Annotated in this window: 14 protein-coding genes; 3 read left to right on the top strand and 11 right to left on the bottom strand. The window is 43.8% G+C overall.

Features of this window, described 5'->3' with window-relative positions:
• Window positions 1–50: 50 nt before the first annotated feature.
• The 8 genes from C6P11_RS02170 to C6P11_RS02135 form a co-directional block, all read right to left on the bottom strand.
• The gene (locus C6P11_RS02170) at window positions 51–1,127 is read right to left on the bottom strand and encodes a LysM peptidoglycan-binding domain-containing protein (RefSeq protein WP_135518245.1); all 1,077 of its coding nucleotides are present in this window, start codon (window positions 1,125–1,127) and stop codon (window positions 51–53) included.
• A 352-nt stretch (window positions 1,128–1,479) separates the two neighbouring features.
• A complete protein-coding gene (locus tag C6P11_RS02165) occupies window positions 1,480–2,508 on the bottom strand; it encodes a zinc-binding alcohol dehydrogenase family protein (RefSeq protein WP_245299731.1) in 1,029 nt (342 codons plus the stop codon).
• 99 nt (window positions 2,509–2,607) lie between these two features.
• On the bottom strand, window positions 2,608–3,324 hold the full coding sequence (gene budA / locus C6P11_RS02160; RefSeq protein ID WP_135518243.1) for an acetolactate decarboxylase: 717 nt from the start codon (window positions 3,322–3,324) through the stop codon (window positions 2,608–2,610).
• A gap of 53 nt (window positions 3,325–3,377) precedes the next feature.
• Window positions 3,378–5,066, bottom strand: coding sequence for an acetolactate synthase AlsS (alsS, locus tag C6P11_RS02155; RefSeq protein ID WP_135518241.1), 1,689 nt, complete (start codon window positions 5,064–5,066; stop codon window positions 3,378–3,380).
• 228 nt (window positions 5,067–5,294) lie between these two features.
• Window positions 5,295–6,248, bottom strand: a complete 954-nt coding sequence (locus C6P11_RS02150; RefSeq protein WP_210114213.1) for an L-lactate dehydrogenase — start codon at window positions 6,246–6,248, stop codon at window positions 5,295–5,297.
• A gap of 199 nt (window positions 6,249–6,447) precedes the next feature.
• Complete coding sequence (locus C6P11_RS02145; protein ID WP_135518237.1) at window positions 6,448–6,969, bottom strand: hypothetical protein; 522 nt, start codon at window positions 6,967–6,969, stop codon at window positions 6,448–6,450.
• On the bottom strand, window positions 6,963–7,628 hold the full coding sequence (locus C6P11_RS02140) for a hypothetical protein (RefSeq protein WP_135518235.1): 666 nt from the start codon (window positions 7,626–7,628) through the stop codon (window positions 6,963–6,965). The genes C6P11_RS02145 and C6P11_RS02140 overlap by 7 nt, the downstream gene beginning before the upstream one ends.
• Window positions 7,628–8,944, bottom strand: a complete 1,317-nt coding sequence (locus C6P11_RS02135; RefSeq protein WP_167849509.1) for a glycosyltransferase family 2 protein — start codon at window positions 8,942–8,944, stop codon at window positions 7,628–7,630. Before C6P11_RS02135 ends, C6P11_RS02140 begins: the two co-directional genes overlap by 1 nt.
• Window positions 8,945–9,136: 192 nt before the next feature.
• On the opposite strand from C6P11_RS02135, the gene C6P11_RS02130 reads away from it, so the two are divergent.
• Window positions 9,137–9,622 carry a VIT1/CCC1 transporter family protein gene (locus tag C6P11_RS02130; protein ID WP_135518231.1) on the top strand — a complete coding sequence of 162 codons (486 nt, stop codon included), beginning with the start codon at window positions 9,137–9,139 and terminating at the stop codon, window positions 9,620–9,622.
• Window positions 9,623–10,006: 384 nt separating this feature from the next.
• Here the strand turns inward: C6P11_RS02130 and C6P11_RS02125 are convergent, their stop codons facing one another.
• On the bottom strand, window positions 10,007–10,417 hold the full coding sequence (locus C6P11_RS02125; protein WP_135518229.1) for an ArpU family phage packaging/lysis transcriptional regulator: 411 nt from the start codon (window positions 10,415–10,417) through the stop codon (window positions 10,007–10,009).
• A 219-nt stretch (window positions 10,418–10,636) separates the two neighbouring features.
• Window positions 10,637–10,990, bottom strand: a complete 354-nt coding sequence (locus tag C6P11_RS02120) for a primase-like DNA-binding domain-containing protein (RefSeq protein WP_280950178.1) — start codon at window positions 10,988–10,990, stop codon at window positions 10,637–10,639.
• 420 nt (window positions 10,991–11,410) lie between these two features.
• On the opposite strand from C6P11_RS02120, the gene C6P11_RS02115 reads away from it, so the two are divergent.
• Together C6P11_RS02115 and C6P11_RS02110 are read left to right on the top strand one after the other, a co-directional pair.
• The gene (locus tag C6P11_RS02115) at window positions 11,411–11,833 is read left to right on the top strand and encodes a YybH family protein (RefSeq protein WP_135518225.1); all 423 of its coding nucleotides are present in this window, start codon (window positions 11,411–11,413) and stop codon (window positions 11,831–11,833) included.
• Window positions 11,834–12,612: 779 nt separating this feature from the next.
• Complete coding sequence (locus C6P11_RS02110) at window positions 12,613–13,122, top strand: transposase (RefSeq protein ID WP_135518223.1); 510 nt, start codon at window positions 12,613–12,615, stop codon at window positions 13,120–13,122.
• A 213-nt stretch (window positions 13,123–13,335) separates the two neighbouring features.
• Here the strand turns inward: C6P11_RS02110 and C6P11_RS02105 are convergent.
• Window positions 13,336–13,637, bottom strand: a 302-nt coding sequence (locus tag C6P11_RS02105) for an integrase core domain-containing protein (protein ID WP_161690895.1), incomplete at its 5' end; no start/stop codon positions are given.

Here is a 13,637-nt window from a genome sequence, read left to right as displayed (position 1 = left end):
AACCTCTCGTTTTACAAAAAAAGAGCCCCCAAAGAGCTCTTTTAACCTGTTTACTTGTGGATGAACAAGTGACCAGCAGGTGAAATCGTACGTTGGTGGTACAACATTCCTGGGGCGTAGTTACCTTCAGAAATCGTAATTGTACCATCGGCGTTAACTGATTCTACGACACCAACGTGACCGTAAACTGAAACACCACCAACACCTGGTGTAAACCAGATAACAGATCCTGCGCTTGGCGTTGAATCAACGTGGTGACCGGCGTTAACAGCTGACGTTGTCCAGTCAGCTGCGTTACCCCACCAGTTACCAACCCAGTCCAAGTGACCCTTGGCGTACCACGTGCATTGTCCGTATGGGTATGTGTTGTTTGTCGTTGAAACAGAACCTGAGTTTGTGTAGTCGTTGTTGTTCGCTTCATCATTGTTTTGTGAAGCTGATGCGTTGTTATCAGTGTTTGCTGATGAAGCATCACCTGACACACGCAAAATGTCGCCTGGGTGAATCATTGACGTTGCTTGCAAACCGTTCAAGTTCAACAAATCAGTCAAAGACATACCGTGGCTGTTTGCGATGGCCCACAATGAATCCCCTGCCTTAACCGTGTATTGGCCGTTTGATGCAGGTGCTTGCGTGTTTGCTGAAGAATCAGCTTGGCTATCGTTTGCCGTTTGGTTGTTGTTATCAGTAGCTGGTTGACCAGACAACTTCAACGTATCACCTGGGTGAATTGTTGATGACATTTGCAAACCATTCAATGAAAGCAATTCTGAAAGATTCATACCGTGGTTGTTCGCAATGACCCACAATGAGTCCCCTGCCTTAACCGTGTACGTTCCCGTTGCTGCTGGGTTCGCTGCGTTGTTGTTGGCATTGTTTGATGCTGCGTTGTTATTGTTTGAGCCAGGCAATTGCAATTGTTGACCAACAAAGATCATGTTGGCATTTGACAAGCCGTTAGCTGAAACCAAATCTGCAACCGTCGTGTTGTGAGCCGCAGCTAGTGCGTACAACGTATCCCCCGCCTTAACCGTGATTGAGTCAGCTGATACAGCAACCGCTGATCCAGCCAACGTCGCTGCGGCACCGGCCGTAACTAGTAATGTATTCTTTACAGATGCATTCATTCGTTCATACTCCCTTGCATTAAGTACTATTCGTCTTTTTAGACTTTTAATAATTTCTTTACTTTTAGTACATCAATTATTGTACGTGAAAGAAGTTACATTCAAATGCATTTATTGTTGTCTTATTATGACTTTTGTTACATTTTCTTTACATGTTCACAATTAGAATCAAAGCCTTATATAAAGGGCTTAACAACTTCTTAGTCAACTTAAAAATTTCTAATTTCGCGAAAAAACTGTTAGGTGTGACACCTTTGATACATAAATGAAATATATAGTCCGGACGCCTTGTTCTCAACGGTTTCATAATTCCGTTTTGCCTGTTACACATATAACAAAAAAGGCTCGGTTTTCACCAAGCCTTTTTTGTTATTAAAATACAATCGCTAGCTTTCCATTTACGGCCCCAGCAGCAACCCTTTTCTTGCGCAGCGAGAATATTTTCTGCTGTCATACCATTCATCGTTTCCGTCAACGTTGAACGGAGCGTTCCCTTGTCTGCCAATTGCGCAGCTAGTGCCAACGCATCACCTTGTGACGCCATATCAACATTGTAGCTAGCCTTTGCGAACATGAACTCCCAGTCCAATGAAGCTGCTTTGTTCTTAATCAACCCAACTGGCATTGGGTCAACTGACTCAACAATCGCCCCGATGTGTCCAAATGCCCCGATAAGCTCAGCTGCTTGTTCAAAGTGTGGCTCTGGTGCGTGCAAAATGGCAATGTAAGGCACTGTATCAAAGCCCAACATGTGCATTTCAGCGACATAATCATCGCGGTGGTTAACTACATAATCTGCACCAAGGGACTTTACCCATGTCACCGTTTCTTCGCGTGACGCTGAGGCAATCACAGTCATGCCCATCCACTTGGCCAATTGAATCATGATTGATCCAACACCACCAGCACCGTTAATCACAAGCAACGCCTTACCTGAGGCAGCGTTCTCAGCTACCTCAAGGCCAAACTTATCTGCAAGTAGCTCGTATGCGGTTAGGAAAGTCAAAGGCAATGCAGCAGCTTCTGCATCAGCCATCTTTTCAGGTGCCAATGCCGCCAAATCCTCATTAACCGCTTGGAACGTCGCATTAGACCCAACACGACCCAATTGTCCGGCGTAGAAAATGCGGTCACCCACCTTAAACTTCGTTGCCTTTTCACCCACAGCAACCACTTCACCAACTGCATCGAAACCAAGTACACGTGTTGCATTGCTTGCAACGGCAGCATCACGTTGCTTAGCGTCAACTGGGTTAACCGCAACCGCAGCCACCTTGACCAGTACATCCTTCTCGGCCAATTCTGGCACTGGAATATTCATTACAGCCAATGGCGCGTTTTCATTAGCTGTCGTAACGACAGCGTCCATAAATTCAGTCATGATTTCTCTCTTTGCTCCCAATATAAAATTCACTCAACGTCTATTTTACGCTACAAAACAGAAAAAGACAGATGCTAGTCGCATATGTCTACCATTCGATTAATCCTTCTTGTTACCCTCAGCTGCGTGAATCGCATCATCTAGGCCATTCATATCAAGGTTGTGTTCACGAAAGGCTTGGTCTTCAATTGGCAAATGCAATTCGTAATCAGCGAAGATCGTGAGCTCACCTGACAATTCCTTGGCGTTAAATTCCAAGACGTGGCCACCAAACTCGCGATCATCACTTAGGAAGTGCACGTGCCATCCAGCGGCAACCACACCATGATACAACTCTGGTGAGTAGTAGCCGACAAGCGTACCAGACACATTGTCACGGTCAAACACCGGTTGATTTTCTGATAGCTCAAGCAATGATGGGAACGGCTCAGATGCCTTTGGTGCCACACGAACCTTCACGTGTTCAAAATCACCACGCAAGACAATGGCCGAAAAGTTATTGGCCAATTTACGCTCATCAATCACGTCAATGTGATCCATATCGACGTTTTGCAACGTCACGGTTTCAGTTGCATCGTTATTGTTGTGCACCGTTGCAAATGGAATCATCGCATCCATATCTGTGATGTGATTAACCTTTCCCGTTTGGTCAGCTTGATACACTTCACCATCGAGGATGATGACTTCACCATCGACACCGTGCAACGTACCAATTCCCGTATCACCATGCTCAAGCAAATCCCCAGCACGCATCGTACCGCCCAAAAGACCGGCCATAAGTGCTGCTAATGTACTGCGTTGAAAAACGACTGCCATTGTATCCTCCTTATTTTGCAAAAAAGGTGCCCAAGCGGACACCTTTTCGACGATTAAATTTCTGATTCAATCAATTGTGACATCAACTCGTAGTTGTGTGAGTAATCAACAGGAACTTCCACAACAACTGGTCCTTCAGCCGCAAATGATTCATCCAAAACAGCATCCAATTGGTCAGGCGTGTCAACACGCAATCCCTTGGCACCAGCTGCTTCAGCAAACTTCACGATGTCGATATCCGCAATCTTAATACCAGCTGACTTACCGTCGTACTTCATTTCTTCTTGGAACTTAACCATGTCATAGTGGTGGTTATCTTGCCAAACAATGTGAACCGTGTTCAAGTTCATTTGTACGGCCGTAGCCAACTCAACACCAGAGAAGAAGAATCCACCGTCTCCAGAAACAGACACAGCCTTAGCGTTAGGACGAACCATTGCGGCAACCATGGCCCATGGCAATCCAACACCAAGCGTTTGCATACCGTTTGAAATCAAGAAGTGACGTGGCACGTATGACTTAAAGTGACGTCCCAACCACAAGTAGTGTGATCCAATATCTGACGTCAACGTCATTTCATCCGTCATGTGGTTTTGCAATGACTTGATAACGTTCAATGGGTGGTTCAAACCGGCATCGGCTGGCGTGTACTTTGGCTCGTCCGCGGCACGCAAAGCAGCCTTCAATTCAGCCAACTTGTTTTGTGAGGCAACTGGCAACTCGTAACCAGCAACCTTATCCTTCAAAACTGACAACGTATCAGCCAAGGCACCAACCAATTGACGCTCTGGCGTGAAGTTGTTATCAATTTGAACAGCCGCCGTATCCAAAGCAACGATGCGCAAGTTAGCATCCTTGTTCCAGTTACGTGGCTCGTATTCAATGGCATCATAACCAACCGTCACAACCAAGTCTGATTGTGCCAACAATTGGTCACCCACTTGGTTACGGAAGAATCCGATACGTCCAAAGAACGTCTTCTCTTCCAAATCACGTGAGATAACACCAGCACCTTGATACGTCTCAACAACTGGCAAAGTCGTTTGCGTTAACAAGTCGTGCAAAGCATCCGTCGTTGCATCGTCAAAACCATGGGCACCGACCAACAAAACAGGCATTTCGGCTTGCTTGATTTGCTCAGCCAACCAAGCAATGTCATCAATCGCAGCTGAACCCATACGGGCAGGAGCTACTTGTGGCAATGCCTTGGCGTCAACAACCGCATCATCAACGTCTTGTGGCAATGAAACGAAAGCTGCTCCTGGCTTTGGACCATTAGCTTGTGCAATCGCATTAGACAAGATTTCTGAAATGTTGTTTGGGTCTTGAATTTCAACAGAGTAATTCGTAATTGGCTCAAACAAAGCAGCTGCTGGCGTGCTTTGGTGCGTCAAACGGTACAAATCCTTACGTGGCACTTGACCACCAATGGCCAAAACGGGATCGTTTTCAGCACTGGCCGTCATCAAACCTGATGCCAAGTTTCCAACTCCAGGACCTGACGTTGCGATAACAACACCAGTCTTACCAGTAATACGGGCAAAACCTTGAGCCATAAAGGCAGCGCTTTGTTCGTGACGCGTAACAACCAACTTTGGTGAAACTGCGCCTTCAGCTGGGTGCTCCAAAGTCTCAAACAAACGGTCAATCTTGGCACCTGGAATACCAAATACCAAATCAACGCCGTGGTTGTTCAAACTGTCGACAACTAAGTCGGCACCGTACTTCTTAATCTCAGACATGCGTTTTTGTACCTCTTCAAATAATTGCTTACATACTTAATAATTTGTATTGTACGCTTTCTTTTTGGAAATGAGTAGTCATAAACCTTCTTGTGAAATTAAGCATAAGAAACTAGCCCCAGTTTAATAACGATAAGCATTTTAGAGTTTTTGAGTTTGTGAAATTTCGGCAAGCGGTACAAAAAAATGGCGAGCCCAAGCGGATTCACCATTTCTAATGTTTACTTATTAAGCTTCCAAACGTGCGAAGCCACCTTCAGCGACTTCCTTCAACGTCTTAGCTGAAGCAGCCATCTTAGCAGCTTCTTCTTCTGACAACGTTGCTTCAACAACAGCTTCAACACCGTTTGCACCGATAACGGCTGGCGTTCCGATGTAGATGTCGTTCAAACCGTATTGACCGTCCATCCAAGCACCAACAGGCAATACCATCTTCTCATCACGGAAGATAGCACGCGTGATGCGAGCCAATGACGTTCCGATTCCGTAGAACGTTGCACCCTTACGGTTGATGATTTCGTATGCCTTGTGGGCAGTCTCGTACAAGATTTGGTCCAAATCTTCGTCTGAGATACCTGCTTCTGCAGCCCAAACCTTCAAAGGACGTCCACCGATTTGCGCTTCGTCAAAGTTAGCGAACTCTGAGTCACCGTGCTCACCCAAGATGTAAGCATCAACGGCTTCTGGAGAAACGTTGAACTTCTTAGCCAATGCCATACGCAAACGTGCAGTGTCCAATGACGTACCTGATCCGAATACACGGTTCTTTGGGAAACCAGAGAACTTTTGTACGGCCATCGTCAAGATGTCAACTGGGTTAGCGGCAACCAAGAAGATACCGTTAAATCCTGATTCAACGATTGGTGACACGATTGACTTGATGATCTTCAAGTTCTTGTCAACCAAGTCCAAACGCGTCTCACCTGGCTTTTGTGGGGCACCGGCCGTAATAACAACCAAATCGGCGTCCTTAGCATCGTCGTATGAACCTGAGTAAACGTTCTTGTTGAACGTCCAAGGAGCAGCATCCTCCAAGTCCAATGCGTCACCTTCAGTGCGCTCCTTCATAATGTCAACGATAACCAATTCCTCGGCGATACCTTGTTGCATCAAAGCAAATGCGTATGATGATCCAACCGCACCGTCTCCGACAAGAACAACCTTTTGGTGGTGTTGTGCCATGATTATATTCCTCCACGTACCTGATATAAGTTTTAATTCTTATTAAGTTTATCACAAACAACAAAGGTTGTGAATGTTTTGTGAAAACTAGGTGTCCCGTAAATGGTGCGGTCCAAAATCGTGATAAAAAAGCGCTTGTGAAACAATTATTCACAAGCGCTTTCAAGCATTAAATTGTATTTGGACTGTATTCCTTGGCTTAGTTATCCTCAGATGCCCAAACCTTGTCGATTTCATCGTAGTAGAGATTATCCGTTGGCTTAACCACAATGTGTTGTGCCTTGGTATCACCATTCACTTGGAAAGTTTCTTCTACAAAGAGACGCTTCTCGTAAACGTCGTGCAAGTGTGCCACGCACTCTTGCTCTTCGTTATCATACGTGAACATGTTGGCATTAATTTGATTGCGAACAATGAAGCTAACACCAATTGTCAACGCAAGCATCGACAAAATGACCGTTGCTAAATTAGCGATCAACACTGGCCAGTAGCCACTCACTGCCAAGAAGTGATACTTAGAATTTGGCGTCAATACCAAGTAAACTTGGAACAGCAAAATCAAAAATGGCACTGCCGTAATCGTCCAAGCTAGAACCATCATCAATGTTTGGCGCACACGCAACCACGTGCGACGCTTCTTTTCCAAACTAGTCTCTTTTGTATCTTTATCTAGGTAAGCGTCGTAAACCAACGTCTTATCAAAGTTGTTCTTCTCTACCATATTCTCCCCCTCGCCGTGCGGCTGATGTCATCACGGATAACATCAACCGTCTCATTCGGCTTAAATCGATAACGGTTCACAATCTTATAAAATTGGAAAACCGGTGTATCGATAATTAAATCTTCGCGATCATCAACTGACTGCATGAAATCTACGATATCTTGCGTTGTCTTAAATGCCCCAACACGAACGTTCATCAATACTGCATCAATAATTTTTTCAGAAGTAATTGCACGCATTGGCAATCCTTCACTTGCGTATATCGCTTGAATTTCCATGATGTAATCGTTAGACAACTTAATATCATCGATCAACGCATTCAATTCATTGGCACGCTTCGCAAGAGCATGCCCCGAGTAAATTCGGGCAATTGGGCGACCAATCAGATAAAGGCCCAACCCGAATCCCATGACACCAATAGCTAGCATGATGACCATGTTATCTTGTTTACCAAGCAAAGCATGCATCAGAGTAGTCCCCCAATACAGGTACATTGCGACAATGGCAATCACCAACGCCAAGCTATCAGCCAATCGATTAGCGACTTGGCTAATGCGATGAACGCGGCCGTCCAACACATCACGCATTTCTTGCGTCGTTTGGGTGATGGTCTTATTCATCGTCAAAATCTGATTAAATTTTTCAATCCACTGATCCATCACTTGCCATCCTCCGTCCCGTCAAGATTCGTTCTTTCAGGTGAAGTCCAAGTACCACTACGTCCAACAATCAAACGATTGATGAAACGTGGAATGGCCAGTACTGTCGTAACTGGTGACAAAATCCAATAGGCCCAGACGTACCAACCAGCAAATCTGAAGTACTTATTGGTGTCATCCCCAAGTTCCGACCCATAGTTAAGCGACAACCTCAATTGCAGCATTCCAAAGATAAATTGGAAAATAACCAAAGCTGAAGCCACCGTCGTGAAGACGTATAACTTCTCCCACGAGAAATCTACGAAAATATAGAAGAATGTGATAATCATCGAGGCCACCCAGAATAGTGACCAGATGGTTGAAATGATGTTATCCAACAACAAGAAAATCATTGGGAACGTCTTGCGTGGATGCGTCAAAATCTTCAACCAGTATGCCGTCACAACGTCCATCGAACCAATGGCCCAACGGATACGTTGATTAACTAATTGCTTAACCGTCGTTGGCACATCCATATATGAGAACGTGCTTGGACTATAAGCGATACGCCAACCGCGTGATTGGATGTCCCACGACATGGCGATATCTTCAGCGGCCATGATCGTGTCCCAATAACCGGCATCAACAACCGCGTCACGACGGTACAAAGCCGCCACACCAGAAACGGTAAACAAACGACCAATCGTTGATTGCGCACGCTTGATAAGCTCGATGATTGAGTTATATTCAACTAATTGCAGCTTCGCCAACATTGATGAACGATTCATCGGCGTTGGCGCACCAGTAACGGCACCAACACGGTTAGCTGGTGAAAAGTCTGTATCCACCAACATGTAAGCCATCATATCTTTGAGGCCATCCCCAATGATGAAACTGTCAGCATCAATTCCCAAGAAAAATTCAGCATCGCTATAAAACGCTGCTTGCGTAATCGCGTGTGCCTTACCCATGTTTTCTTGAATTTCAACCAGGCGCACACGCGGATCTTTCTTCGTCCATTCCAACACAATTTCATTGGTTCGGTCAGTGGACCCGTCCGACGCAATGATTAAGTCATAATTTGGATAGTTCAAGTCGTAAAGCATACGACGGATTGTATTATCAATTTGTAGTTCTTCGTTGTGTGCCGCAACCAAAATCGAAACCTTTGGCAAAACCATCCCTTCTGGAATGACCGGCGTATTGGTTTTAATCATGCTACGATATTTAATCGCGCCCACAATCCAAACAATACTTCCGAAAATCGGGTAGAAAACAAGTAGCGAAACCAACAAAACAGTCAGCGAGCTATCACTAAATGTATTTTGTATAAACATAGACTCTCTCTTTGTCCCGTTTTTAAGAGTATACAACATTTTACTCATTTTTTGTTCGTAAAGCTCTAATAGTCGTGCATATTTTTTTATTTTTTAAAAAATAAATTCAACAATACGTAAAATGTGTGCTAAATAATCACTTTTGCCTTGTACACTATCATTACAACTCGTGACTAGATTCGGAGAACTGGTATGAAAAAGTATGTTTCAGCAATCGTTTATGGTGGGTTAGATGGCATCATTACCACTTTTGCAGTTGTCGCTGGATCTGTCGGCGGTAGCGTTTCAAATATTGTCATCATCATCTTAGGTTTTTCCAACCTGTTAGCTGACGGTTTTTCAATGGGGGCCGGTGCCTACCTGTCGGCCACCTCCGATAATAATCAGTCCAAACGAGAAGCTTTGGCGGACGGTGTTGCAACATTCATTTCGTTTAACGTATTCGGCTTAATTCCATTGGGCGCTTACCTCATTACGAACGCGCTCATTCACGATAAAGCGATTGCCTTTCCAATTGCCTTCGTCATCGTCGGTGTATCCTTGGCGTTGCTAGGCTGGGTTAAGGCTAATCTATCAGAGCAGAAAGTCCGAACAGAAATTCTACGGACGCTTTCTGTCGGTTACGTCGCAGCTATCGTGGCTTACGGTGTTGGTAGCTTGTTGAATTATTATTTGTAGACAAAGAAAAACGCTACTATGCAGGGTGAATTCCCTCGCATAGTAGCGTTTTTAATGTGTATTTAACTGGGCATACTGGGTCTAAACCAAATATCCTAAAAACGCCTGTGTAATAGCTTTTTGAACTTGTTAAATTAGCAAGTGTCCACACAAGTGTCCACACTCAACATAAAAAAACACTAAAAATTGAACGCTCAACTCTTCATGTCTGACTACTTAGCTAATTGTTAGGTGGTCAGTTTTTTTGTGCCTAATCGGGGATGAACTTGCTGACAGCGCCGTACCGTTCAACCTAAAAAAATAATAATAACTGCAGCGTGTTAAAGAGACGGCACTATTTGATATTCGGTTACTTCCTAAGCGACGTGGGCGGGGGTATAAACCTCAATCAGCTGCATCTAGTAAGCGCAACGTTTCATCATACGCTAAGCCAAAATCATTCAACGCCTTCTGCATAATCTCTTGTAACCTTCTCACACTCAAATGCAGGCGGTCACTAACAGCAAACCACTGTAACCCTTGTATGTACTTCAATACAATCACTTTGCGTTCTATGTCAGGCAGTACACTTAAAGCCTCCACCATATCCTCAATATACATTTGCGCTTGGACTTGCCGTGTCATCTTATCCATTGCCGTATTTTCGTTACTATGATGCGCTGGCAGTGCGTCCAAACTCACACTAGACAATCTAACGTGTGCAAGTAATTGTAGTTTGGGTAGATCATCCGTAAAGAATGCACGTACTCGCTTAACCGTTACCTTATCATCAATAGATAATGCTGTACTTACCATATACCCACCTCATCCTTTTTACGTCTGCAAACTATATCTATATTATTGTACAACGTGTTCAACAACTCCAAATTGTCCACTCGTGGGGAAAACTAACCAACACCACACACGGTATTTACGCGCGCTACTTCAAAAAAAGTGTATAAAGTGTATAAAGTGTAGAAATATACAACATCTCTACAAAAAAGCGGCTAACCTAAGTCAACCGCCCTAAAATCATCAATTTAACAGCTCCCAATGCTTATAAATATCATCTGGCTTTGTCATCACCTGCTGGTCATTAGTCTTGATGCCTTTACCCTTGATTCGGTTACGTGACGGCTTGGCATAATCATCAACTAGTTCAGCGTCTGCTTTATTAGCCGGTGCTGCTGTCTTGGTATATGTAACGTTATGACCAACTAGCGATTTGCGAAACTCTGACACACCCATAACCTTGTTTGCTGGTACACCTTCGCTCATCAGAAACGCTTTAAACATGTCGTAAGCGTATTTAACCGTAACACCATTAGTACCTTGGGTGTCCACAAAATACTCTTTCATGAACTGGCTTAGTAGATCATCACTAGTCAACCAGTCTGCCGTTCGTTGCTTAGCTGCGTCTGTAATGGTCAGCTTACGGCGCTCAATGGCTTGCTTAGCCTGTGTAATGGCGTAATAGATGAACTTGGGTAACTCTGCTACTAACTTATCTTGGCGCTGATGTCAAGATTATGGACAGGTTGTTTCGGCACCGAGAGGTGCCGGGCCCCGAAAATCCTTCAAAACCCGGATTTCAGCTTAAAACGGCGTGATTTCTGGGTGAGAGGATGGGGTTTTATTAAGATTGGGGACGGTCAAGTTAGGTCATCCTTTCCACCAGAAGTACCAAAACTTTTTAATTTACATGAGTACAATACATGCGTGAGCAAATTTCTCATAGGGAACATAAGGTTGCGCAATAGATTGAATTAGTGTACTGTGATAACCATTAAATTAAAGGAGGTCATCATAATGACTAACTATGACGTGGATGTTTCGAAAATCGAAAAGGAAGTTAAAAACATTATAGATGTTTGTGATGATCTAATTCAACAGGAAAATTTTTCGGAATTAAAAAAATATTATGCTGAAGATGCCGTATTGGTAGTTAAACCAGACATGTTTGTACAAGGGCGCGAAAATATTGCAGTAGCTTTTAAAAAAATTGCATCTTATTTTAAAAATTCATTGAAACCAGTTGAGGGGGAAATGCGATTTTTAATTGCAGGTGATACTGTGTTGGTTCTCGCTCAAACTTTTATTCAGGCAAGTACTGAGGCTCTCGAAACGTCTGAATATTCTAGTGAGAGAAGAGCTACCTATGTTTTTAAAAAGATTGATGATAGTTGGGTGTGTGCAATTGATAATTCTTACGGTACAAGTTTATTAGACTAAGTAAGTCGCTTTTTTAATTATTTAGTTTAAGAGGGTGGCCTCAAATTGATTGACTTGTGAAGCTTTAAAAGTGTTGTGATGAAATAGGCGTTTTAAAGACTTTGTGAAAATTTTTAAAAATGACCTGTTTTTTTGTGCTTTGAAACGTTGATATACAGTTACTTATGATAACAAGGATTATGAAATCGGCGATTGGTATACTGTAAGCTGGTAAACACCGCACGCGTATAGTGCGCAAACAAATAGGCCACCAGGTAAACTGAAAGATCAGTTGCCCGGTGGCCATTATTATTTATCGGCAATTTTGTGGTTCTACAATTTTTGGTACTGATAGACATTTCATTTTGAAACGTCATATCGGTGCCTTTTTTAATTATTCTGGTACAAAATAAAAGGCAGTTCAGCTTGAGCCCTGAACTGCCAAAGACATTTCCCCCTAGAAAGGAAAAGAATATCCATGGATAAGAGTATCAAAAAAACTGCTTGGAATAACAGACTTAAATATCGAATTCGGCGATACACAGCCAGAACAATTTCACGAAGAGGTTATTAAAGGACAGACCGTTACCGTTTGGCACTTTAAACTCACCTATCATCGTCGTTGTGATCAATGCGGGTTCACATTGAATAACAACGGCACAAAACTGGTTCGGCACGTTGGCCCTCGCAGTGGCTTCCACTTCAATTACTTCGAAATCCGAAAGCAGAAGTATATCTGTGCGAACTGTGGGCACACAGCCATCGCAGAGTTTAACGACGTTAAACCCGGCGACCATATTATGCGTAAAGTGAAGCAGACTGCAGCGATGGAACTCAGTGAAAACGTCAGTCAAAAACATATCGCAATGGATAATAACATCTCAACTCACACCGTTATGCGCCAAGCTGATGGTTTATTTAGCTACAACAAAACTAATTTCCACTACCTGCCAAAGCATATTGCATTCGACGATTTCAAATCAGGTAAATTCTCAGAAAGTGGTATGAGTATGATTCTCATCGACTCGACCATGCATCGAGTACTAGATGTCATGCGGAATCGTGGTGACGGTGCATTAGCTGCGTACTTCGAACAATACAGTGTGGAAGCTCGCCGTGGTGTACAAACCATCACGATTGACCTGTTCACGCCATATCGAAAGATGATTAAGGCATTATTCCCTAACGCAAAAATGATCGTAGACCGGTTCGGCGCTGATGTCAAGATTATGGACAGTTTTTTCGGCACCGCAAGGTGCCGCTACCCCGAAAAATTTTCAAAACCCGGATTTCAGCCTAAAATGGCGTGATTTCTGGGTGTTTTTGTAGGCGGAACAGGGCTCAGCCCTGTCGTTGAGAGAAAACGAGTGGTATAGATTGTGAACCGGCCGGATTTCACAAGTTGTATCGTGCAACAAATAAGCCTTCACAAGGCGAATTTTTGAAATTCACAAGTGACGGCTTATAAACTGTGTCGTACCGGCTGGTACCGATAATCGAGATTAAGTAAACCAGACATTGGTCTAGGCGGTCTGAAGCCAATCAGTCCGTGAGTTGATGCGACTGTTGTTGTACCAGTTCACGTACCACTCGACAGACACCCGGACATCATCAATGGTCCTGTATTCTTCGTGATAAATCATTTCGCGCTTGATGAGCGAATGGAAGCTCTCGATACGAGCGTTATCGTAAGGATGACCCTTACGGGAGTAAGAGTGATTTATTCCAGAGTTTTGTAATGTTCCTTCGAACAGGCTAGAAGTGTATTGGCTTCCCATGTCGCTGTGAATCATCTTTGGCTTACCGTTGGCTCTTAGAGCCTTAA

It is taken from the genome of Weissella confusa, from assembly GCF_004766315.1.
Lineage (GTDB): Bacteria > Bacillota > Bacilli > Lactobacillales > Lactobacillaceae > Weissella > Weissella confusa_A.
Note: the sequence above shows the minus strand (reverse complement) of the source record. Positions and strands in the feature narration are given on the sequence as shown.